Origin of the sequence: Actinoplanes utahensis (genome assembly GCF_016862455.1) — a bacterium.
GTDB lineage: Bacteria > Actinomycetota > Actinomycetes > Mycobacteriales > Micromonosporaceae > Actinoplanes > Actinoplanes utahensis.
In genome coordinates this window covers 16,157-38,616 of sequence record NZ_BOMZ01000105.1, presented here as the reverse complement: position 1 = coordinate 38,616, position 22,460 = coordinate 16,157, and the positions used below count along the sequence as shown (strand labels likewise).

Annotated in this window: 18 protein-coding genes; 8 read left to right on the top strand and 10 right to left on the bottom strand. The window is 71.6% G+C overall.

Annotated elements, in window-relative coordinates; genetic code table 11:
* Window positions 1–3 precede the first annotated feature (3 nt).
* Window positions 4–1,023 (top strand): LacI family DNA-binding transcriptional regulator, encoded by a 1,020-nt coding sequence (locus tag Aut01nite_RS36690; protein WP_043529027.1) that lies wholly within the window; start codon window positions 4–6, stop codon window positions 1,021–1,023.
* Window positions 1,024–1,262: 239 nt separating this feature from the next.
* On the opposite strand, the gene Aut01nite_RS36685 is transcribed toward Aut01nite_RS36690, so the two are convergent.
* A complete protein-coding gene (locus Aut01nite_RS36685; protein ID WP_043529028.1) occupies window positions 1,263–1,829 on the bottom strand; it encodes a helix-turn-helix domain-containing protein in 567 nt (188 codons plus the stop codon).
* A 47-nt stretch (window positions 1,830–1,876) separates the two neighbouring features.
* On the opposite strand from Aut01nite_RS36685, the gene Aut01nite_RS36680 reads away from it, so the two are divergent.
* On the top strand, window positions 1,877–2,833 hold the full coding sequence (locus Aut01nite_RS36680) for a class I SAM-dependent methyltransferase (RefSeq protein WP_204037881.1): 957 nt from the start codon (window positions 1,877–1,879) through the stop codon (window positions 2,831–2,833).
* Window positions 2,834–3,102: 269 nt separating this feature from the next.
* Here the strand turns inward: Aut01nite_RS36680 and Aut01nite_RS36675 are convergent, their stop codons facing one another.
* Window positions 3,103–5,331 (bottom strand): MFS transporter, encoded by a 2,229-nt coding sequence (locus Aut01nite_RS36675; protein ID WP_204037879.1) that lies wholly within the window; start codon window positions 5,329–5,331, stop codon window positions 3,103–3,105.
* A 275-nt stretch (window positions 5,332–5,606) separates the two neighbouring features.
* Here Aut01nite_RS36675 and Aut01nite_RS36670 point away from each other — a divergent pair, with 275 nt between their 5' ends.
* Window positions 5,607–6,212, top strand: coding sequence for a hypothetical protein (locus Aut01nite_RS36670; RefSeq protein ID WP_043529533.1), 606 nt, complete (start codon window positions 5,607–5,609; stop codon window positions 6,210–6,212).
* Between the two features lie 73 nt (window positions 6,213–6,285).
* Here Aut01nite_RS36670 and Aut01nite_RS36665 read toward each other — a convergent pair whose 3' ends face one another.
* The 7 genes from Aut01nite_RS36665 to Aut01nite_RS36635 all read right to left on the bottom strand — a co-directional run bounded on the left by Aut01nite_RS36665 (window position 6,286) and on the right by Aut01nite_RS36635 (window position 15,124).
* Window positions 6,286–7,521, bottom strand: a complete 1,236-nt coding sequence (locus tag Aut01nite_RS36665) for a hypothetical protein (protein ID WP_052164253.1) — start codon at window positions 7,519–7,521, stop codon at window positions 6,286–6,288.
* 124 nt (window positions 7,522–7,645) lie between these two features.
* The gene (locus Aut01nite_RS36660; protein ID WP_043529534.1) at window positions 7,646–8,236 is read right to left on the bottom strand and encodes a fascin domain-containing protein; all 591 of its coding nucleotides are present in this window, start codon (window positions 8,234–8,236) and stop codon (window positions 7,646–7,648) included.
* Window positions 8,237–8,324: 88 nt separating this feature from the next.
* A complete protein-coding gene (locus Aut01nite_RS36655; protein ID WP_043529536.1) occupies window positions 8,325–9,644 on the bottom strand; it encodes a pectate lyase family protein in 1,320 nt (439 codons plus the stop codon).
* A 99-nt stretch (window positions 9,645–9,743) separates the two neighbouring features.
* On the bottom strand, window positions 9,744–10,865 hold the full coding sequence (locus Aut01nite_RS36650; RefSeq protein ID WP_043529539.1) for a Gfo/Idh/MocA family protein: 1,122 nt from the start codon (window positions 10,863–10,865) through the stop codon (window positions 9,744–9,746).
* On the bottom strand, window positions 10,862–12,322 hold the full coding sequence (locus Aut01nite_RS36645; RefSeq protein ID WP_043529540.1) for a mannitol dehydrogenase family protein: 1,461 nt from the start codon (window positions 12,320–12,322) through the stop codon (window positions 10,862–10,864). Before Aut01nite_RS36645 ends, Aut01nite_RS36650 begins: the two co-directional genes overlap by 4 nt.
* 64 nt (window positions 12,323–12,386) lie before the next feature.
* Window positions 12,387–13,808 carry a glucuronate isomerase gene (gene uxaC, locus Aut01nite_RS36640; protein WP_043529542.1) on the bottom strand — a complete coding sequence of 474 codons (1,422 nt, stop codon included), beginning with the start codon at window positions 13,806–13,808 and terminating at the stop codon, window positions 12,387–12,389.
* A complete protein-coding gene (locus tag Aut01nite_RS36635; RefSeq protein ID WP_043529544.1) occupies window positions 13,805–15,124 on the bottom strand; it encodes a Gfo/Idh/MocA family protein in 1,320 nt (439 codons plus the stop codon). The genes uxaC and Aut01nite_RS36635 overlap by 4 nt, the downstream gene beginning before the upstream one ends.
* A 216-nt stretch (window positions 15,125–15,340) precedes the next feature.
* On the opposite strand from Aut01nite_RS36635, the gene Aut01nite_RS36630 reads away from it, so the two are divergent.
* The 5 genes from Aut01nite_RS36630 to Aut01nite_RS36610 are packed head-to-tail and all read left to right on the top strand — an operon-like array spanning window position 15,341 to window position 20,289.
* A complete protein-coding gene (locus tag Aut01nite_RS36630) occupies window positions 15,341–16,366 on the top strand; it encodes a LacI family DNA-binding transcriptional regulator (RefSeq protein WP_043529546.1) in 1,026 nt (341 codons plus the stop codon).
* 8 nt (window positions 16,367–16,374) lie between these two features.
* Window positions 16,375–17,679 (top strand): ABC transporter substrate-binding protein, encoded by a 1,305-nt coding sequence (locus Aut01nite_RS36625; protein ID WP_052164254.1) that lies wholly within the window; start codon window positions 16,375–16,377, stop codon window positions 17,677–17,679.
* A 5-nt stretch (window positions 17,680–17,684) separates the two neighbouring features.
* Entirely contained in the window at window positions 17,685–18,662 is a 978-nt protein-coding gene (locus Aut01nite_RS36620) for a carbohydrate ABC transporter permease (RefSeq protein WP_043529603.1), read from the top strand.
* Entirely contained in the window at window positions 18,662–19,498 is an 837-nt protein-coding gene (locus Aut01nite_RS36615) for a carbohydrate ABC transporter permease (protein WP_173476721.1), read from the top strand. The genes Aut01nite_RS36620 and Aut01nite_RS36615 overlap by 1 nt, the downstream gene beginning before the upstream one ends.
* Complete coding sequence (locus tag Aut01nite_RS36610) at window positions 19,495–20,289, top strand: hypothetical protein (RefSeq protein WP_201775590.1); 795 nt, start codon at window positions 19,495–19,497, stop codon at window positions 20,287–20,289. Before Aut01nite_RS36615 ends, Aut01nite_RS36610 begins: the two co-directional genes overlap by 4 nt.
* Before the next feature lie 639 nt (window positions 20,290–20,928).
* On the opposite strand, the gene Aut01nite_RS36605 is transcribed toward Aut01nite_RS36610, so the two are convergent.
* Window positions 20,929–22,431, bottom strand: a complete 1,503-nt coding sequence (locus Aut01nite_RS36605; RefSeq protein WP_152628951.1) for a TolB-like translocation protein — start codon at window positions 22,429–22,431, stop codon at window positions 20,929–20,931.
* Window positions 22,432–22,460: the final 29 nt, after the last annotated feature.

The following is a 22,460-nucleotide window of genomic DNA, read 5'->3' as shown; positions in this document are numbered from 1 at the left end:
CGCATGGCGGTCACCCTGGCGGATGTAGCACGGCTCGCCGGGGTGTCCCCGGCCACGGTGTCCCGCGTCATCAACGACAGCGCGAAGAAGGTCAACGAGCAGCTCCGCGAGCGGGTCCTGGCCGCCGTCCGCGAGTTGCACTACGTGCCGAACGCGCACGCGCAGAGCGTCGCCCGCCCCCGCAAGTCCGCGGTCGGCGTGATCGTGCACGACGTCTCCGACCCGTACTTCGCCGAGATCACCCGCGGTCTGCAACGCCAGGCCGGCGCGCACGACCGGCTCCTGGTCATCTGCAACAGCTACCGGGAGCCGGAACGCGAGCTCGCCTATGTGGGCCTGCTCCGCGCCCAGCAGGTGCACGCCCTCATCCTCGCCGGTTCGGGTTACCACGACGACGAGTTCACCGAACGCCTCAACGGGGAGCTGAACGCGTACCAGCAGGCCGGCGGCCGGGTCGCCGTGATCGGCCGGCACCGCCTGGTCGGCAGCGCGGTCCTGCCCGGCAACGAGGCCGGCGCACACGCCCTCGGCCTGCGCGTGCTCGGCCTCGGTCACCGCGAGGTCGGCGTGATCTCCGGCCCCCGCTACCTCACCACCACCACCGACCGTCTCACCGGCTTCCGCCGCGCCTTCGACGAGCTCGGCATCCCGCTGCCCGCCTCCCGCATCATCTACTCCGACTTCACCCGCGACGGTGGCGCCGCCGCCACCGCGTCGCTGCTGGACGCCCAGCCCAACCTGACCGCCCTGATCACCCTGAACGACTCGATGGCCGTCGGCGCCATGGCCACCCTCCGCGAACGCGGCATCCGCGTCCCCGACGACATCTCCGTCACCGGCTTCGACGACATGCCGATCGCCCGCGACGTCACCCCCGGCCTCACCACGGTCAAACTCCCGCTGGTCGAGATGGGCGAACGCGCCATGGCCCTGGCCCTCGGCGACGGCGCCCAGCCGCACACCGAGAACGCCGACGCCACCCTGGTCTGGCGCGCCAGCTGCACCGCACCCCCCGCCCTGTGAGCCACCCCCTTCGCCTTACGGCAGGCGGTCCGCTTCCGCTCACATCGGATCTCTCGGTACGGCCACACATGCACGCCCGCGGAAAGAGGCGCTGACCCGCGGCCCACCGAACGCACCCCGCCCTCGCTGCCCGCGCGCTTCCCCCACCGTCACGACCTAGCCTGGAACCGCTCCCGGACAGACCTCCCCGTCCTCAGGATTCGCCTATTCGCCGCGGCTCACACGGCCCTTCCACACCGTCACGACTCGCTGTGGAACCGCTCCCCGTCCGGCGTGAGGACCGCGATCACCTCGGCCGGCCCGCCCCGCGCGCCGAACACGTGCGGCACCATGGTCGAGAACGATGCCGCCTCCCCCGTCTCGATCACGATCTCCCGCTCACCGAGCCGCAACTCGACAGTGCCGGACAGGACGGTGAACCAGTCCCGCCCCGGATGCACCTTCTGATCCTCCGGCCGTCGCGACGCCGGCCGGGTGAGCCGGATCCGGGCCACGGTCAGCCCGGTGCCACCCTCCTCACCGCTGAGCAGCCAGGTGGTGATCCCCCGCTCCGGATGGTGGTGCGGCTTGATGACCACCGCATCGTCCTCGGTCTCGACGAGCTGATCGAGACTGGCGCCGAGCGCCCGCGCGATGGCCGTGAGCTGGTCGAGCCCGATCCGCCGATGCCCCGTCTCGATCCGGCTGAGCGTCGACGGACTCAGATGGCAGCGCCCCGCCAGCTCGTCGAGGGACCACCCTTTGGCGATCCGCAATCCCCGCATCCGCGCCCGAACCAGCGCATCCACCTCAGCGTCTTGCCTCATACGCAAGATTGTATGCGCCAGCCGCAATCCCGGCCTACAGTCGTGCCATGGCACAGCACCCCCATCCCGCCCCGCACCCCAACGTTCACCAGCTCACCCCCGGCAGCACCCGCCCCGGCGCCGGCGGCAGCGAGCACGGACACGGCAGCCATGGGCACGGCGGCGAGCACGGGCACGACGGGGCTCCGCCGGGTGAAGGACTGGCGGAGATGCTCGACCTGGACGCCGAAGTCGTGGCCGGCCAGGTGGCCGAACTGACCCGCCGGATCGCCGAGTTCGCCGGCGAGCGCCCGGTCCGTACCGTCGTCGACCTCGGCGCCGGCACCGGAAGTGGCTCGTTCGCCCTGCTCCGCCGCTTCCCCGAGGCCACCGTGACCGCGGTCGACACCTCCCCGGAGATGCTGGCCCACCTCGCCGGCAGCGCCCGCCGCCACGGTCTCGCCGACCGGATCCGCCCCACCGAGGCCGACCTCGACTCCGGTTGGCCACTGACCGGCCCGGCCGATCTGGTCTGGGCCTCCTCCTCGATGCATCACCTGTCCGACCCGGACCGGGTCCTGGCCGACATTCGCGCCACGCTCGCTCCCGGCGGCCTCTTCGCGATGATCGAGATGGAGGCGATGCCCCGTTTCCTCCCCGACGACCTCGGTATCGGCGTTCCCGGTCTGGAAGCCCGCTGTCATGCCGCCGCCGATCAGGCCCGCGCCGAGCATCTTCCGCACATGGGTTCCGACTGGCCGGCCCGTCTGACCGCCGCCGGCTTCCGGATCCTGGAGTCCCGTGACCTGACCGTCGACCTGCCGGCACCGCTTCCCGACGCGGCGATCCGTTACGCGCCGGCCACGCTGCGCCGGTTCCGTGCCGGTATCGCCGACCGCATCTCCCCCGACGACCTCGCCACTCTCGACGTCCTGCTCGCCGACGACGGCCCGCACGCGCTCCGCCACCGCACCGACCTGACGGTCCGCAGCACCCGCTCCGTCTGGATCTCCACGCCGGCCTGACCCCGTCACGCCCACCAGCACCGTTCCTTCCGGCTGGCCGTCACGGCTGTCTCGCCGGCTCCGGGACAGCACCCTACGACCAGCCGGAAAGAACCGGCCGGCTCTCACGGCTGTCTCGACCCACCGGAGACAGCACTCACGACCAGCCGGGCAGGATCCGCCGCGCAGGGACGGCACGGGGATTCGCCGCACGGCTGTCACGTACAGAACCGCCCAGTCCTGCCGATCGACAGGACTGGGCGGTTCCAGGGCGACGGGTGTCCGGTGGGTCAGGCGGTGGCGGTTTCGGCGGCGCGTTCCTCGATGGTCGCCTTGAGACGGTCGGCCTGGACGCGGCTCTTGATCCCGGTGACGGCCTGCACCTTGTACCGGGTCAGTCTCCCGGTGGTCCGCAGGTGCTCGAACAGTTCGGCGCCGTGCATCTCCAGCAGTTCCTCGTCGCTGGCCGGGCGGGCCGGCCGTGGGCGGGGCAGCAGTTCCGCCCACGGCTGGCCGCCGGTGACGCTCATCCCGTTCAGGGCGAGCAGGTAGTCGCTGATGAACTCGCGGATCGTCCGGTCGTCGAGGCGGGGCGCGCTGGGGGCGAGGAGTCCGGCCAGCGCCTCGGGGTCCATCGGCTGGCCTTCGCCGAGTTCGTCCTCCAGGGCGGCCCGCAGGTCGGCCAGGGCGGCATGCCACGCTTCCGATCCGGGCGGGGCAGGCAGCGGCGCGGGCAGGAAGTCCCGCCACGGGTACGCCGACTCGACGTGCTCGCCGTCGAGTTCCCGGACGTACTCGTTGATGAACGTCCGGACGACACCTTCACCGAGCTCCGACACCCGGGGCGCGAGTTTGCGGGCGAGTTCGTTGGTCCGCAGGTAGTTCATCTCCGGCAGGTCCTCGGCGCTGATCTCCTGCGCCACCATCTTGCTGAGCCGGTCGACGGCGAGCCGCCACCACGGCGATCCGGCGATGCTCACCGCCGGTCGCGCCCCGGTGACCGTCGAGGCCCACGCGGGCACGGCGGGCGCCGGGCCGGCAGCCGCCTGACCCGCGACGGGGACCTCCGCCGGAACCGCCTGGACGGGGGCGGGGGTTTGCGGCACGGGAGCCGGGACCTGCGGGCGGGACGGCGTCGGGAGGGACAGCGCGGAGCCGGAGGCGGGGAGGGAGGGCGCCGCGCCGGAGGCCGGGACGGCAGGCGCCGCGCTGGTGGCCGGAAGGGACGGTGCGGAGCCGGCGGGTGCGAGGGACGGTGCGGCCTCGGTGGGCGCGGGCCGCTGCGCCGGCACCCCGTTGGTCCCGGACATCGGCACGGTCTCCCCGGCGACGGCGGGCGGGGACGGCTGAACGAACTGGACCGGCTCCACGAACTGCACCGCCTGCCCCACCGTACTTCCCTGACGTTCGGCGGCGCCCGGCTCAGCAGAGGCGAGGGCGACGCCCGGCTCAGCCGAGGCGAGGGCGGGGGCCGGGACGGAGGCGGGGCCCGGGGCGGGCTCGGAGGAGTCGGCGGGAGCGGGAGTGGCAGAGACCGGAGCGACGGTCACCGCGGGAACGCCCGGCGCCGGAGTGACGTCCGCGGGGGCGGCCGGGCTCACCGGGGCGGGCGGCTCGGCGGCCGCCGGATCCGCGGCCACGGGTGTGGTCGCCGCCGTCAGCGCTTCGGCGGGCCGGCCCGCGACTCCGGTCACATCCCGCACCGGCACCTTGATCCGCGGCGCGCCCGGGACGAGGAGGTCCATCACCCGCTGGATCCGGTCGAGCTGTTCGATCACCTCGTCGACCACCGGTTCCCCCGCGGTCCGGGCGTCCTTGAGCAGCCGCGACCGCCACCACGCCTTGGGGAACCGCCCGGCGCTGACCCGGTGGTAGTTCACGACCATCCGGCGGACCTGGCGCTCGGCCCCCATCCGTACCAGATCGGGGTCGTCGTCGGGGATGAGCCAGCCCCACCGCTCGGCGAGCCGCCGCGGGCTGTAGGCGAAACGGCCTCGCCGCACCCGCTGCCCCGCCGCGGTGAGCGCCGCCCACCACATCAGGAAGATCATGCAGGGTACGGCCAGCCGCAGCAGTTTCTCGGTGAAGGTGGCCGCGTTGCTGGCCACGATGACACCGGACAGTCCCGCGATGAGCGCCGCGATGTAGAGCATCGCCCCGGGGTGGCCGGGCGTGACGATGGTGCCGTCGCTCGCGTAGACGGAGGTGCGCCGGTACTGCTCGGCCGCCAGCGACGTCGCCGTCAGGAAGCAGATCTCGAACACCGCGAAGACCAGCACCGCGAAGATCGCCGGCAGGTCGAGCTGGTCGATCGCGATGACCCACATGCCTTCGGCGTTGAGCAGCAGCGCCAGGTTCATGCTGAAGGCCAGCGCGAGCGGCCGCAGGGGCTTCTTCGAGCGTTTCGCCCAGACCGCGAAGGCGATCAGCAGCACCACACCGAGCAGGCCGGCTGCCAGCAGGACCAGGGCGGCGTAGTCCTGCCAGAAGTCCGCTATCAGGTCGTTGAACTGCTTCACTCCGGACGCCTCTCATCGCGGTCGGCCACATGCCGGCCGGCTGGCTTTCTACCACGCCCGGGTTACGCCTACGAAGTCCCGCGACCGACGAGGAAGACTAGCGGAATCCTCGATGCGATCGCCGTCTCCGGTGTCCGTCCTCACCCCGACGCACGCCGGCGGGATGAGACGGCGCTCACGGTCGGCCGGCGCCTGCCCGAGTGGCGGGCGGCGGGTCATCCATCCTACGGTCGGATGATCGATGGGGGCCGAGTGCTGAGGGGGATCGGCGGGCGATGGTCTGGGAGCTGGCGGCCGTCGCGGCTGCGGTGATCGCGGGCGTCCTGGCGTGTGTGGCGGTGGTGGCCGCCCGGCAGCGGCCGGAGCGGGCGCCGGTGGTGCAGGGCGAGGTGCGGGAGTTGCTGGCCGACGTGGGGGCGGTCCGGGCCGCCGCGGATCGGGCGGCGGCCGAGGCGGACGAGGCGCGCCGCCGGGCGGAGGAGGCCGCCGGGGCACGCGATCAGGCGGAGGACCGGTTCCTGGAGGCCCGCTGGGAGGCCCGGGTCGCCACGGCGGACGAGGCGCATCTGCTGGTGCAGCGGGCCGCCTTGGCGGCGTACCGGCGGGGTGAGCTGTCGGTGGAGCAGCTCAACGGCATCTGGCATCACGCCGGCCCGCCGGCGGACCAGCTGGACGACGGGCGGGTCCGGGATGCGCGCCGGGCGTACGAGCGTGCGGTCGCCGAGACGGTGCAGGTCCGCGAGCAGGCCCGGGTCGCCGCGGTGGCCGCCGAGGTGCTGGTGGAGGAGGCGCACCTCGCCGAGTCGGACGCCCTCGACGCCTGGGAGGCGCAGGAGGCGGCCCGCCCGACCTTGGACAGACTCTTCGACGACGAGCGTTAGGCGCGAAGCCGGGGGTACGAGACAGCCCGGCCGCTGGTGCGGCCGGGCTGTGGCGTTGATCAGACGTGACAGGTCACTTGTTCAGGTTGCAGGCGGACAGGCCCTCGGCGTTCAGGTCGGGCTTGGCGGCGTTGCGCCCGATCGCGGTCTCCATCCGGTTGATGGTCGCGAAACGCTTGTCCGCCAGGGGGCCGAGAATCGCGTTGTTGATGAAGTTCACGCCACCCTGGAACGCCGTGCTCTTGATCCGGGCGTCGGCCTCGTTGATCTGGGTCTGCAGCAGAGCCAGGTTCCGGTCGATCTCGGCCTTCGCCTGCGCCGGGACCGCCACGTTGATCGCGACGTTCGGGCAGTCCACCTGCGCGGTGCCGTCGTTGATGCCGACATTGCCGGTGTTCCGGCTGGCCGCGGCCTGGTTGTTGCCGTTGTTGCCGGCGTCGCCGTTGCCGGCCGGGGCCTGCGTGGCCGGAGCCGCGGTCGGCTGGGCCGCGGCGCCACCGCCACCGGCGGCGTCGACCGAGCAGGTCGACAGGCCCTCGGCGTTCAGGTTCGGCTTCGCGGCGTTACGGCCGATCGCCGTCTCCATCCGGTTGATGGTCGCGAAGCGCTTGTCCTTCAGCGGGCCGAGGATCGCGTTCTGCACGAAGTTGGCGCCGCCCTGGCCGACGGAGCTCTTGAGGCGGGCGTCGGCCTCGTTGATCTGGGTCTGCAACAGGGCCAGGTTCCGGTCGATCTCAGCCTTCGCCTGCGCCGGGACCGCCACGTTGATGACCACGTCCGGGCAGGCGATCGTGCCGACGTTCCCGGCCGCGGCGGCGCCGGCGGAGACGGAGGCGGCGGGCACCTGGTTCGGCTCCGGCGAGGCGTTGCCGCCGCCGTTGGCGTTCAGGGTGCAGCCGGAGAGGCCCTCGGCGTTCAGGTTCGGCTTGGCGAGGGTGCGGCCGATCGCGGTCTCCATCCGGTTGATCGTGGCGAACCGCTTGTCCTTCAGCGGGCCGAGGATCGCGTTCTGGATGAAGTTCGGGCCACCTTGGCCCTGGCTGGTGCGGATCCGGTTGTTGGCCTCCTGGATCTGCGTGTTCAGCAGCTGCAGGTTGCGCGCGATCTCCGACTGCGCCGATGCCGGGACCGCGCCCAGCTTGCCGGCCACCGCCGGGCAGTTCACCGTGGGCACGGGGCTGTCGGCCGCGGCCGCGACACCCAGTCCCACACCGACCAGGGCCACCGCGACACCCGCCACACCGGCGACCCGCCAGCGCCGGATGTCGGATCCCCCAGCGTTGCTCCGGTAGCTCCGGTAGCGCTTCATCTGCGTGCCTTCCTGTTGGACCACCTTCTCGATCGGTCCATACGGGAACGCTCCCAGCGCCGGATCACCCTAGATCGAAATAAAGAGAAACTTAAGGTTCGAGGGCTGGATCTTTAAAGGAAGCTCACCATACGAAGGTCTCCTCGGCGCCCACACTGGTGGCCCGCGCACGCAGGATCCCGTACTGGTTGCCGGTGAACGTGACCTCGGCGGACACCCAGCGCCTGGTGTGCCGGGCGTAGAACGAGAACGGCTCGCCGGGCGGGCTGTTGGAGTAGTACCGCTCCCAGCCACCGACCTTGTCGGCCTGGGCACGCAGCAGTCCGTACCTGGCGCCGGCGTTGTCCAGTTCGGCCGAGACGAAGTCACCGTTGGCCTGTGCCCGGATCCGGGTCACGCCGGACTCGGGATCGCGGCAGACGGTGAACCTCTCCCACGGGCCCGCGGTCGTCGACCGGGCCCGCAACGATCCGTGGTCACCGCCGTCCCAGCCGATCTCGGTGGTGACGTACCGGCCGTTGGCCGTGGATCTGATGGTGATGTTGCGCCAGCACGGGACGTCGGCGCCGACCTCGCGGCGCATCTTCTCCAGAGCCGGGGAGCCGGCGCCGGGCGGGACCCGGATCGCCGCGGCGGAGGCGGGGACGGCGAGGCCGGCGAGGGGGAGGAGGGTGGCTGCGGACAGCGCCGCGAGACGGCGGGCGGCATGATTCATGGGGCTCACTCCGCATTATGGAAATGTCGGGAATGAGTGGAGCGTAGTGGAGTTCGGCCGCGGAGAGCGGCCGAACTCCATACGCCGGTCAGATCCGCCCGGCTCCGGCGCCCTTGCCGACCACCGTCGGCACCTGCGCCGTCGGGGTGACCGGCCCGGCACGCAGGACGGGGGTCCATCCGGCGTCCGTGCCCAGATCCGGATCGTGGGTGGCGTTGTACTCGGCGAGCAGGCTGACCGCCCGCACCGGCCCGGTACCGACCCGGGTCAGCGTGCCGATCTCGGTGATCGCCGTGCCACCCCAGTCGTAGACGAAGTCCTCGAGAGCCAGATCCGCACTGCGGAGCAGGAAGTTGTTCTCGGCGTAGATGGCCGAGTAGACGCCCGCGCCCCACGAGTACGAATAGGTGTCCTCATCGGTCTGGTAGTAGTAGTTGTTGTAGACGTCGACCTGCCCGAAACGCACCCGCGGGACACGCTGCCCGACATTGGCGAAACGGTTGTGGTGCAGGGTGACCCGCAGTTTTCCGACATCCGCGCCGACCGTGTTGGTCGAACCGATCAGCATCGTCTTGTCGTGCTCGGAGAAGACGTTCCAGGAGGCGGTGACGTAATCGGACGCCCGGATGATGTCGAGCGCCCCGTCGTGCACCTGGTACGGCCGTCCGAAATAGAGCGGCTGGTTCGCGTCGACGTTCTCGCCGTCACTGAAGGTGTTGTGATCCGCCCACACGTGCGTGGCGCCGGTGAGGGTCACCAGGTCGTAGGCGGAGTTCCAGTTGCCCTGCGATCCGTCGGTCGGATCCCACAGCGGGAAGCAGTCGGCCGCGTCCTCGAAGCGCACGTTGCGCACGATCACGTTGTCGACGTTCTGGACCAGCAGGTTCGCCCCGACCAGCCGGGCGTTGGGCAGGCCGTAGATCGTCGTGTTCGCGCCGACCTTGAACTGGATCCGGGCCGCCTGGTTGCGCGCCGACCGTACCCGCGCCTCCTCGAGAGGCCCGCTCGGCCGGGTGGCGCGTCCCCACACCGCCGGGTCGTAGGCGGCCAGATAGGCGTCCAGAGAATAGGCCGGATCCGCGTAGTCGTCACACGAGAGCGGATTCCCGGCGTCGTCCTCATTGGCCCGGATGGTGCCCTGGATCAGCACGATCCGGGGTGTCGGATCGGTTCCGCCGGCGAGTGCGGCGGCCAGTTCGGCGCGGTTGCGCACCACGAAGACGTGCGCGTCGTCGGCTGCGGCGCCACCGGTGGTCCCGGTCGTCGCGGCAGCCCATCCGTCATTGGCCGGCAATACGTCCCGGGCCGCGGACGGAATGCCCGCGGACGCGGAGGCGGGAATGGCGGCGACACCGGCGGTGAGGACGAGGCCGATGGCCGCTGCGAGAGCGGTTCGCACGGTATGCATCAGTTCCTTTCGTTAGTAGCGAAACCCTTTCCGTGTACGGGACGAGCCGCCCGGTGAAAAGCCGCCCGCCCCGCTTCTTCCACGTGTGGAGTGCGGCCGTTATATGCGCCGCAACTCCACCCGCTGGGGTGGGGTGGACCACGGGACGCCGATCTCGGACGGGAGCCGTCCGGTGCCGGCGACCTCGCGGACCAGTTCGTCGATACCGGGCACGACGGAGCCGCCGCCGTCCGGGTGCGGTTCCAGGTAGCCGTCCGGGATCCGCGCGGGCTCCGGCGCCGCCACGATCGCCTCGGCCACCGCCGTGAAACCGGCGGTCCGGTCCAGGGGCGCGAGCAGCGGGACCTTCGGGTCGTTCCGGTGTTCGAGGAGGTTCTCCAGCAGACCCGCCCGGCCCGGCACGTGGGTGAAATCGGTCTCGCCGGGCAGCCGCAGCCGGTCGGTCGGGTACTCCAGGACGGCGTCGCCGACACTGATCTCCCCGGCGATGAACACCTTCGAGGCGAGCGTCACCGCGACCGTGATCCGCCGCCCGCCCGCACCGGTGATCCGCAGGAACGTGGAGTCGTCGGTCTCGATCTCCCGGGACCGGTACCGTTCCAGCTCCAGCAGCTCCGGCCGGAAGTCCGCCCCGGCGCAGCCGGCCACCACCAGCGCCTGCATGAGGGCGTGCGCGAACGGGTTCACCAGCGCACCGTCGAACACCGGCCGCCCGCCGACGCTGCGCCGGCCCGCCCACGGCGTCCGCCGGTAATAGCTGTCCGGCCGCCACCAGGCGCCGGACACCCCGAGGTCGCCGGCCGGCGCGGCCACGCACAGCTCGGCCAGGGCCGCCGACCCGAGAGCCTGGAAACCGATCTGCAGGATCCGGCCGGTGGACGCGACCGCCGACGACAGGCGTTCGTGCTCGGCCGTCGACATCACCGGCGGCTTCTCCAGGAGCAGGTCGGCGCCGGCGGCGAAGACGTCGAGGGCGATCGGCAGGTGGGTGTGCGGGGGTGTGCAGACCACCACCACGTCCGGCCACACGGTGGACAGCAGTTCCCCGTGATCGGTGAAGAACGGCACCCCGTCGAGGGGGGCGTCCGGGTGCGGCTCCACCGGCTGCCGGTCGCAGAGGCCGACGACGTTGATCGCGCCCGCGTCCCAGAGCCGTTGCAGCACCCGCCGGTGCCAGAGGCCGTGGCCTCCGGCACCGATGAGCGCCACCCGCGTCGTCATGCGAGACTCCGGACGGTGGCCTCCGCGCCGTGCCGTTCCAGTTCGCCGTACCACTTGATCAGCTCGCGCTTCAGCTCGTCGTCGCCGGCCAGCGCGGGCGGGAAGATCTGGTCCAGGGCGAGCAGCGCGCCGACCACGCCGGCCGGGGTGTCGGGGGCGGCGGCGAGCGCCGCGCGGATCCGGTCGGCCATCGGGTCGTCCAGGGTGAGGGCGGCGCCCGAGTCGGCGTACCCCCGCGCGAAGCGCATCCAGGCGGCCAGGACGAAGGCCGCCCACCCGGGGAACGCGCCCGCCCGCCGCCGGTCGGCGATGGTGCCCAGCAGCCGGTGCGGAAGCTTCTGGCTGCCGTCCATCGCCACCTGCAGATTGCGGTGGCCCAGCTCGCGGTTGGCGAAACGCTCCAGGACGGTCTCGCCGTAACCCTCCACGGTGACGCCCTGCGGCGGCCGCACGGTCGGGGCGATGTCCTCGGCGATGAACCGGCGCAGCAGCGCGGGCAGCCCGGCCAGTTCGAGGGAGTCGGCGATCAGCTCGCGGCCCGCCAGCGCCCCGAGATACGCGCACGCCGAGTGCACCGAGTTGAGGGTCCGCAGCTTCAGCTTCTCCCACGACGTGACGTCGTCGGTGAAGATCGCGCCCGCCGAGCCCCAGTCCGGGCGCCCGCCGGGGAAGTCGTCCTGCATCACCCACTGGGTGAAGGGCTCCGCCACGACCGGCGCGGCGTCGTCGGCGCCCAGCGCGAGAGCGGTGCGCCGCAGATGGTCGGCGCTGGTGGCGGGCACGATCCGGTCGACCATGGTGGCCGGGAACGACACCCCGTCCGGCAGTTGCGCGCCGGCCACGTCGAGGGCCTGCTCGACCAGGCCGCGGATGCGCGGGCCGTTGCCCTGCAGGTTGTCGCAGCACAGCACGGTCAGTGGCCCGGCGCCGGCGGCCTGCCGCCGCAGCAGACCCCGCACGAGCAGAGCCGGCACGGACACCGGCGGCGCCTCCCCGGTCAGCTCGGCCCGCAGCACGTCGTCGAGCAGTAACCGGCCGGCCGGGTCGAGCCGGTACGCCTTCTCGGTCACCGTCATCGACACGATCCGCACACCGGGGTCGGCGATCGCGGCGACCACCCCGTACGGATCACCCGCCGCGTGGCCGAACCCGGCCAGGATGCCGACCGCCTTGGCCCGGTCCTCTCCCCCGCCGACGGTGAGGACGCTGTAGAGCCCGTCCTGCGCACGCAGTCTGTCGAGGATCTCCCGGGAGCGCGGGGCCACCCCGATGATCCCCCAGTCGCCGCCGGACGCCGCGACCGCGGACTCGGTGAAGACGGCCTGGTGGGCCCGGTGGAAGGCGCCGAGTCCGAGGTGGACGATCCCGGGCCGGACCGAGCCGGGCGCGACGGCCGGCCGGCTGGCGGCGGCGATCGAGGTCAGGGCGCCCCGGTCCAGGCGGTAGGTCACCGTCATGGCATTTCCCCCACTCGGGAATCAGAAGCGCAAGTATGGTCAGGCATGAACTCGCTTCGCTCCCTCATGCCTTCCCGTCCAGGCGGAAGACCTTCTTGGGCAGGTGGTACGCCAGATCCGCGATGGTCTCGGCGGCCTCGTCGAGCGGCAGGGTGCCCTGCGAGACCAGCTTCGCGAGGTATCCGGCGTCGATCCGGCGGGCCACGTCGTGCCGGGCCGGGATGGAGCAGAACGCGCGGGTGTCGTCGACGAACCCGGACGTGTTGTAGAAGCCGGCCGTCTCGGTGACCGTCTCCCGGAACCGGCGCAGACCCTCCGGGCTGTCCAGGAACCACCAGGGCGCGCCGAGGTACAGCGACGGGTAGCCGCCGGCGAGCGGGGCGAGCTCGCGGCTGAACGTGGTCTCGTCCAGGGTGTAGAGCACGATCCGCAGGCGCGGGTCGGTGCCGTACGCGTCGAGCAGCGGCCGCAGCGCGTGCACGTAGTCGGTGGCCGACGGGATGTCGCCGCCGGTGTCGCGCCCGTGCCGCTCGTACAGCGCCTTGTTGTGGTTGCGCACCGAGCCGGGGTGCAGCTGCATGACCAGGCCGTCGTCGAGCGACATGCGGGCGAACTCGACGAGCATGTGCGCCCGGAACGCCTCCGCGTCGGCCGCGTCCGCGCCGCCGCCCAGCGCCTTGCGGTAGAGCGCCGCCGCGTCGGCGTCGGACAGCTCCAGGGTCGCGGCGGTCAGGTGGCCGTGGTCGGAGCTGGTGGCGCCGGCCTCGATGAACGCCTGGCGGCGGCTGCGCAGCGCGGCCAGGAACCCGGGGTAGGTGCCGACGTCGAGACCGGTCAGCTCGCCCAACTGGGCGACCCGCTCGGCCCAGCCCGGCCAGTCCGGGTCGACCAGGTTGTCCGGCCGGAAGGTGGTGATCACCCGGCCTCCGGGGCCGCCCCAGCCGTCGGCGGCCAGCTTGGCGTGCGCCTGCAGCTCGTCCAGGGGGCTCTCGGTGGTGGCGAGCACCTCGATGTTGAACCGGGTGAACAGGGCGCGCGGCCGGTACTCCGGCTCGGCCAGGCGGGCGCAGAGCTCGTCGTAGATCTCGTCGGCCGTACCCCCGCTCAAGGTCTTCGCGATGCCGAAGACGTCGGCGAGCACCTTCTCGGTCCAGAGCCGGGAGGGGGTGCCGCGGAACAGTCTCCAGTTCTCGGCGAGCAGCCGCCAGATCCGCCGGCCGTCGGTCTCCACCTCCGAGCCGTCCACACTGGGCACCCCGAGGCGCGCCGGCGGGATCCCCTGACTGGCGAGCATCCGGGTGACGTAGTGGTCGGGGACCACGAACAGCCGGGCCGGGTCGCCGAACGGCTGGTCGTCGGCGAGCAGCAGCGGGTCGACGTGGCCGTGCGGGCTGATCAGCGGCAGGTCCTTGGCGTGCCGGTACAGCTCACGCGCGATCTGCCGCTGGTTCGGCTCGGAGGGAAAGAGATGGTTCTCGTCGGTCACCTGATCTCCTCAAGATCTAGGAGGTCTTGCACGCGGATGGCCTGGCCCTGGGCCAGGGATTCGTTGGCGGCCAGACCGGTCAGCAGGGCACGGGCGCCGTCGACGGCGTTCGCGGTCCGGCCGAGCGGGTCGGCCGGGGCGCCGGGGCGGATGAGGTCGGCGAGCATGCGCACGTCGGCGCCGCCGTGGCCGTGCCGGGACAGGCCGTCCACCGCGATCTCCCGCGGTGGCGCCCAGAACGGCCGGACCAGCAGGCGCTTGAAGCCTTGTTCGGCGGTGGACTCGGCACCCGGCTCGCCCTTCACGCCGGCGGCGGCCGACGGGGCGACGTGGTCGCTCTCCACCACTTCCAGCTCGAGCCGGCCGCGGCTGCCGTTGAACATGATCCGGTAGCCCTCCCACGGGGCGTACGCGGTGAGGTGGTAGCTCATCGACGCCCCGCCGGCGTAGCGGACCAGCACCGCCATGTCGTCCTCGATGGTCACGCCGGGCGCGAACACGTTGCGGTCGCGGTGGTAGCCGTCATGTCCCTCGGCGTCGAGGTAGAGCTCCTTCATGGCCGGCTCGTCGGCCAGCCGCAGCGCGAACGGGTCGCCCTCGGCGTCGGCGGCGCCGTGCGCCCGCTCGTAGTCGCGGGCGTAGCCGTGCCGCCGTCCCTGATCGCCGTAGAAGAACAGCCGCCCGGCCGCGAAGACCTGGGCCGGGCTGTCGTCGAGCCACCAGTTGACCAGGTCGAAGTGGTGGCCGGCCTTGTGCACCAGCAGCCCGCCGGAGCTCGCCTTGTCACGGTGCCAGCGGCGGAAGTAGTCGGCGCCGTGCCGCACGTCGAGCAGCCACTCGAAGTGCACCGAGCCGATCTCGCCGATCTCACCGGACGCGATGACCCGTTTCACCGCCTCGTGCAGCGGGTTGTAGCGGTAGTTGAACGTGACGCGGACGTCGCGGCCGGTGCGCCGCTGCGCGTCGAGGATGCGGCGGCATCCGGCGGCGTCGACGGTCATCGGCTTCTCGGTGATGGCGTCGCAGCCGGCTTCGAGCGCGGCCACCACGTAGTGGTCGTGGTAGCGGTCCACGGTGGCGACCAGCACGACGTCGACACGTTCCCGCTTGAGCATCTCGGTGAAGTCGGCGGCGTCGTAGACCGGGACGGATGTGCCGAGCCGCTTGTTGTGGGCGGCCGGCCGTGCGGGGTTGGTGTCCGCCATGGCGACTAGTTCGGCCACGTCAGCGTGGTCGCCGGTGATCGCCCGGAGAAACATTCCAGCCCGTGCGCCGGCGCCCACGAGGGCGTACCGGCGGCGTGGGGACGGGGGCATTCCGTCGCCTCCATTCGGCAAACGTTTGCAACAGATTAGGGAGTGGACTGCGACCAAAGTCAATGCACCGCACTGATTTGTCCAGGTTTGCCCATGCTCGGTGATGATCACGCAACAGGAGCGACATCGAGAGGCGTTGACACCACCGCAACCGTTTGCATTAATGGCTCTCACCAAGAGATCCGGGTCACACCGGATCGCCATCGAGGAGGCATCGTGGCTGTGACCATCCGGGACGTCGCAAGAGCGTCCGGAGTGCACATCTCCACGGTGTCGCGCACGTTCTCCGCACCGCATCTGGTCAACCCCGAGACCCGCTCCCGGGTGCTGGCCACCGCGGAGCAGCTCGGTTACCGCCCGAACCGGGCGGCCCGGGCACTGATCACCGGACGCACCCACAACATCGGCCTGATCGTGGCCGATATCGCCAACCCGTTCTTCCCGCCTCTGATCAAGGCGGCCGAGACCCACGCCCGGCGGCGCGACTACCACGTCTTCGTCGCCGACACCGACGAGGATCCGATCGTCGAGCTCGACCTGGTGCAGGCACTGGCCAAGCAGGTCGACGGGATCCTCCTGTGCAGTCCCCGGATGAGCGACGACCAGATAGAGCTTCTGAAGAGGGAAGTTCCGCTGGTCGTCATCAACCGCCTGATCACCGGCTTGCCCGCGGTGGTCATGGACGTGGGGCTGGGGGCGCGGGACGCCGTGCAGCACCTGCTCGATCTGGGTCACCGCCACCTGGTCTATCTGGCCGGGCCACGTGGCTCATGGACCAACCGGGAGATCCGCCGGGCCGCCGGGGCGACCGCCCGCACGGCCGGCGCGGACCTCACCGTCCTCGGCCCGAACCAGCCGGTCGAGGAGACCGGCGCCGCGGCCGCCGAGGCCGTGCTCAAGACCGGCGCCTCCGCGGTGCTGGCCTACAACGACCTGATGGCGATCGGCCTGCTCCAGGCGTTGCAGGACCGCGGGGTCGAGGTCCCCGGGCAGGTGAGTGTCGTCGGGATCGACGACATCGCGTACAGCGGCCTGGTCCGGCCCCGGCTGACCACCGTGGCCAACCCGACCGGGGCCGCCGGCCGTGCCGCCGTCGACATGCTGCTGCAGCAGGGCGACGACGGACCGACCGGGCAGGTCACCCTCCGGACCGACCTGATCATTCGCAACTCCACCGGCCCGGGGCCGTACGTCCCGGCCGGAGCGCTCAACGCTGAGGTTGCCGCACACGTCAAGGAGTGACGAACCCCATGACCGCATCCCACCCCCAACCCCTTCGCCGCGTGCTCGGCGGCGTCGTGGCCGCCATGCTGGCGCTTCCCCTCGCCCTCGGTGCCTGTGGCACCGACGACGGCGGGCAGGCCACCGGCGACGGCAAGGTCGAGCTGAGCTTCTTCTGGTGGGGCGGCGAGGCCCGCGCCCAGCTCACCGAGCAGGCTCTCGCCCTCTACACGTCGAAGCACCCGAACGTCACGTTCAAGAAGACGTGGCAGGCCAACCAGGGCTACTTCGACAAGCTGGCCACCCTGACGGCCGGCAACGACGCGCCGGACATCTTCCAGATCGACGACAACTACCTGGCCGAGTACGCGACCCGCAACGTCACGGCCGACCTGTCCGAGTACACCAAGTCCGGCAAGCTCGACACGTCCAAGTTCCAGAAGGGCCTCGTCGAGTACGGCACCGTCGACGGCAAGCTGGCCGGCCTGGCGATGGGCGAGAACACCCAGGGCCTGGTCTTCAACAAGGCCAAGCTGGACGCGGCCGGGGTCGCCGTGCCCAAGACCGGCCAGACCTGGGAGGAGCACATCGCCTGGGCCAAGGACGCCGCCGTGAAGACCAAGCTGGCCGGCACCATGGACCCGAGCGCCGACTACAAGGCGTTCTGGGTGTGGCTGCGGCAGAACGGCAAGGAGTTCTACAACGGCAAGGAGCTCGGCTTCACCCAGGAGGACGTGCAGAAGTGGTTCGAGCTGTGGAAGGGCGCCCGGGACACCCAGGCCACCCCGTCCCCGGACGTGATCCACGAGGGCAACGCCACCGACGTCACCAAGCAGCTGGTGGTGACCAACAAGGCGCTCACCTCGTGGGTGTGGGCCAACCAGCTGCCCGAGCTGCAGAAGAACACCAAGGACGACCTCGGTGTGATCGCGTACCCGGGTGACGCCTCGAAGCAGTGGGCCCGTGCCTCGATGTACTTCTCGGTCTACCGCGGCAGCAAGAACAAGGACGTCGCGGCCGACGTGCTGAACTTCCTCGCCAACGACCCGGAGGCCGGCAAGATCCTCGGCACCGACCGTGGCCTGCCGTCGAACCTCGACATCCGCACCCAGGTCGCCGCGACCACCGACAACGCGGCGATGAAGGAGAGCATCCAGGTGACCACCGAGCTCGGCAAGAACTTCGGCCCCGCGCCGACGGTTCCGCCGAAGGGTCACAGCACCGTGCGCTCCGAGCTGATCAAGGCCGCTGAGGAGGCCCAGTACGGGCGCGCCACCCCGCAGAAGGCCGCCGAGCAGTTCTTCACCGCCGCCCAGGCCGCGATCAAGCGGTGAGTCCGGTGGCAACAACGACGGCCCAGCCGACCCCGACTCGGCCGACGGCCGGCCCCGCCGCTACCAAGCGGCGGGGCCGTCCCGCCAAGCAGAAGTCGGACGGCATCGCCGGTTACGTCTTCCTCTCCCCCTGGCTGCTCGGGCTGCTGACCATCACGGCCATCCCGATGCTGATGTCGCTGTACCTCAGCTTCACCAACTACGACGTGCTCTCGGACTGGGAGTCGATGGAGTGGGTGGGGCTGGAGAACTACCGCTACATGTTCACCGAGGACCCGTCGTTCTGGCACGCGGTGCAGACGACCCTGGTCTTCGCGCTGATCGCGACCCCGCTCAAACTTGCCGCCGCGCTCGGCGTGGCGGTGCTGCTGAACCGGTCGTTCAAGGCGTCCGGCCTGTTCCGGGGCCTGTTCTACCTGCCGTCGCTGCTCGGCGGCAGCGTGGCGCTGGCGATCGTGTGGGTCAACATGTTCAACCGGGACGGGGCGTTCAACTCGTTCCTGAGCTGGTTCGGCATCGAGGGCAAGGCGTGGGTCAACGACCCGGACTTCGCGCTCGGCACGCTGATCCTGCTGGCGGTCTGGCAGTTCGGCGCCCCGATGGTGATCTTCCTGGCCGGCCTCAAGCAGGTGCCCGGTGAGCTCTACGAGGCCGCGTCGGTCGACGGCGCGAGCCCGTTCCGCAAGTTCATCAGCATCACCCTGCCGATGCTCTCGCCGGTGATCTTCTTCAACCTGGTCCTCGAGACGATCAACGGGTTCCAGGGCTTCACCTCGGCGTTCGTGCTCAGCAACGGCACCGGCGGCCCGGTCGACTCGACCCTCATGTACACGCTGCACCTCTACATCAAGGGCTGGAACGAGTACCAGATGGGCTACGCCTCGGCGATGGCCTGGGTGTTCCTGCTCGCGATCGGCCTGGTCACCGCCGTCGTCTTCCGGACCGGCAAGTTCTGGGTGCACTACTCGGACGGAGAAGACTGATGACCCTCCAGCGCCTGGCCCGGCCTCTCACGCTGGTCCTGCTCTCGGCGGTGGTGCTGTACCCGCTGGTGTGGATGCTCGGCAGCTCGTTCAAGTCACCCCAAGAGGTGCTGAACAACATGTCGATCCTGCCGAACGAGTGGACGCCGGGGAACTACGCCGACGGCTGGTCGAACTTCGACGTCAGCTTCGGCCGGTTCTTCCTGAACAGCGCGATGGTCGCCGGCCTCACCGTGGTCGCGAACTGCATCTCCTGCCTGCTGGCCGCGTACGCCTTCGCCCGGCTGAAGTTCAAGCTGCGGGGCTTCTGGTTCGCCATCATGATCGGAACGCTGCTGCTGCCCGGTCACGTGCTCATCGTTCCGCAGTTCGTGATGTTCAAGACCTTCGGCTGGGTCGGCGGCGACTGGCCGTACGCCCCGCTGATCGTCCCGCAACTGCTGGCCACCGAGGCGTTCTTCGTCTTCCTGATGGTCCAGTTCATGCGAGGGGTGCCGCGCGAGCTCGACGAGGCCGCCACGATCGACGGCTGCACTCCGTACGGCGTGTTCCGGCACGTCATCCTGCCGCTGTCGCGGCCGGCGCTGGTCTCCACGGCGATCTTCTCGTTCATCTGGACCTGGAACGACTTCTTCCGGCAGCTGGTCTACCTGTCCGACCTGGAGAAGTACACCGCCCCGGTGGCTCTGACACTGTTCATCGACTCCAGCGGCCAGTCGTCGGTCGGCCCGATGTTCGCCATGTCGGTGCTGTCGCTGGCGCCGGTCTTCCTGTTCTTCGTGGCCTTCCAGCGCATGCTGGTGGAAGGCATCAACACGTCCGGACTCAAGGGATGACCCGCCCCGGACCCGCTCCCGGTCCGCTTGCCGCCTCCGCGGCGAGCGGGCCGGGCGCCCCCGTTGCCGGCTCGCTCGCGGCCTCCGCGCCGCACGGATCGAAACCCTTCTCCGGTACGGGAAAGAGCGCGCCCGACGCCGCCGGGATGAACTGGCCCGCCGACGAGACGCCGGAGAACCGCCCGGACTGGCGGGAGAAGTTCGCCCTCGGCGCCGATCTCGCCCTGATCGGCATCGTGGTGACGGTCGCGGCGCTGCCGGCGCTGACCCTGCCGGCAGCGCTCGCCGCCGGTTCCACCGCCGTCCGGCACCGGTACGTCACCGGGAAGCTGCCCTCGTTCCGGCCCCTGCTGCGCCAGTACGGCCGGTCCCTGCTGCCCGGCCTGCCCGCCGTCCTGATCGGACTGCTGCTGCTGGTCGACCTGATCGCGGTGAGCCGCGGCTGGGTGCCCGGCGGCACCCCCGTCCTCGTGCTCACGGCGGTCGTGGTGACCTGGCTGGCCGGGGCGGCCACGCTGACCCTGGTCGCCGTCGGCCGGGAACCCGGGATCCGGTGGCGGGCGGCGCTGCGCTGGGCCGGGGACCAGGCGATCACCCGGCCGTGGACGGCACTGGCCCCGGCGCTGGCCGGTGTCCTCGCCTTCTTCCTGGCGCTGTCGATGCCCGCGACGATCCCCCTGGTCATCGGCTTCCACCTGTTCGCGGCCCACGTGATCAGCGACCGGCTCGCCCCTGCCGCACCGCCCACGGCACCCGCCGCGACCCGCGGCGGCCACCACCCCGGCGCCTGACACCACCGTGCGGGCCGGCGCCAGCCACGGCACCGCCCCATCGCGCGGGTCGGCGCCAGCCACGGCACCGCCCCATCGCGCCGCCATCGTGCGGCCCGGCGCCGGCCGGCGGCAGCGCGAGAGCGGTGCCGTCTCCGGACCCGCCGCTGCCCGGGATGGACCGCGGCGGGCGCCTCCGGCCGTGGTGACCGCCGCCGGGATCAGGTCTCGCAGTGAGTCCGGTCACATCATGGCAACGTCGGGGGCCGGTTCGGCAACTTGAGGCCGACCGGCTCCGACGATCGCCCGAGAGATCAGTGCACCGTTCCCCAGCTTCCCGACTGCGCCGGCCCGGCCCACCGCGGCCGCCCCGGCGCCCGCCACCGCCACCACGTCGCCCCGCCTCCCCGCACTGCCCGTCCGGGCGCACCACGCCGCCCCACCCTCCCGCGCCGCCCCGCCGGCCGTACCACGCCGCGTCACCTCACCGCGCCGCCCCGCCGCCCGACCCGCGAACGCCGCCACGGCGACCGCCCCCCACCGCGTCACCTCACCACACCGCCGCGCCGGCCGCACCGGATCCCGGGGCTGCCCCCGCCCGACGGCTCGATCACTGGTGGACCGGCGCCCCTCGGCTGCTGCGACGGTTGTTGCGGGCTCTCACCCGGTGGGCGCGGAGGAGTCCCGGCTGATCGGGTCCGCGGGCGGCGTACCACCAGGGTCTTCTCTCCTGGCCAGGCGCAGGACCGTGGCGGCGATGACGACGACCAGTGACACCGCGAAGATCGACGCCGGGATGAGCAGAACCGTCCCGTGGTCGAGGAGCGGTGGATCGCCGGGGCGGACGGCGCCGGCGGCGAGAACCTGATCAGGGATGTCGAGGGACTCGATGGCGCCGGGAACGATCGTGGAGCCGTCGGTCAGCAGCGTCCGGCCGGTTCCGAGGTCGATCAGACGGGCGGCCTCGATGTCGATCTGGCTGGTCAGGCCGTCGCGCCCGGCCGGGTCGGTGAAGAGCGACGGATCGGCGCCGGAGACCGCCGTGTACTCGACGGCGACCGGTGTGCCGGACGGCCACCAGCCGATCACCCGCAGCGCGTAGACGCCCTCGCGGCTGATCTCCGTCCCGGTGACCGCACCGTCCGTGGCGGAGATCGTGGTGACCGTCCAGCGGACCGGGTGATCGCCGCAGTCGCAGCGGGCGCCGGACACCACCAGCAGGTTCCGGCCGTCACGGGTCCACGCGCCCTTTCCGGCGATCCGGGCGTCGGCCGGAAGGGGAAGGTCGATGGTGGTGCCGCCGGCCAGCGTGCGGACGTGCAGCCGATCCTCCGACGGGAAGGCCAGCCGGGAACCGTCCGGGGAGAAGGCGACGGTCCAGCCCGGCAGCGCGGCCCGGTCGCTGAGCCGGGCGATCTCGCGGATCGTGCCGTTCGCCGGCTCCAGCAGCGCGAGCCGGACGCGGGTCAGCGGGGCCTTCTCCGCCTCGTCGGCGCCCGTACCGCCGTCGTCTTGTTCCCCGGCGGTGCTGTCGTCCTCCCCGGTGGCGGCGTCGCCTGTCCCGGTGGCGCCGTCGCCTGTCCCGGTGGCGCCGTCGCCTGTCCCGGTGGCGGCGTCGCCTGTCCCGGTGGCGGCGTCGCCTGTCCCGGTGGCGCCGTCGCTCTCGGTTTCGTGGTCGCCGACGAGGACGGCGAGGCGGGCGCCGTCCGGGGACCAGGCCTGCGGCTGGACGGAGTGGCCGGCCCAGGGCTCGGGATAGCCGGTGAGCCGGCCGGTGGCCAGGTCGACGAGGCCGTCCTCGACGGCCAGGCGGGCGCCGTCCGGCGAGATCGCGCCGGTCATCCCGGCGGCGCCGGTGAACCGGCCCACCCGGTACGTGTCCGTGCCGCGGCCGACCAGCCCGACCGCGAGGTGGGAGTCGTCGAACCAGGTGTTGGACGTGTAGTAGACCGAGGCCGCGCCGATCGGCGACTGCTCCTGGTCGGGGGTCCAGATCGCCGGGGCGCCGACCCTGGCCGGCAGCGTCCCGGCCTGCTGGACGGGCGGCCGCTCCGGACCGTCGACCGGCAACCATTGCACCAGCAGGGGCAGTGCCGTCCACGTCGCGACCGCGGTCATCACCGCGACCAGGGTCGCCCAGCCCGCCACCCGTCCCGCACGCATCGGCAGATCATAGAGATCGTCGCGGCGGG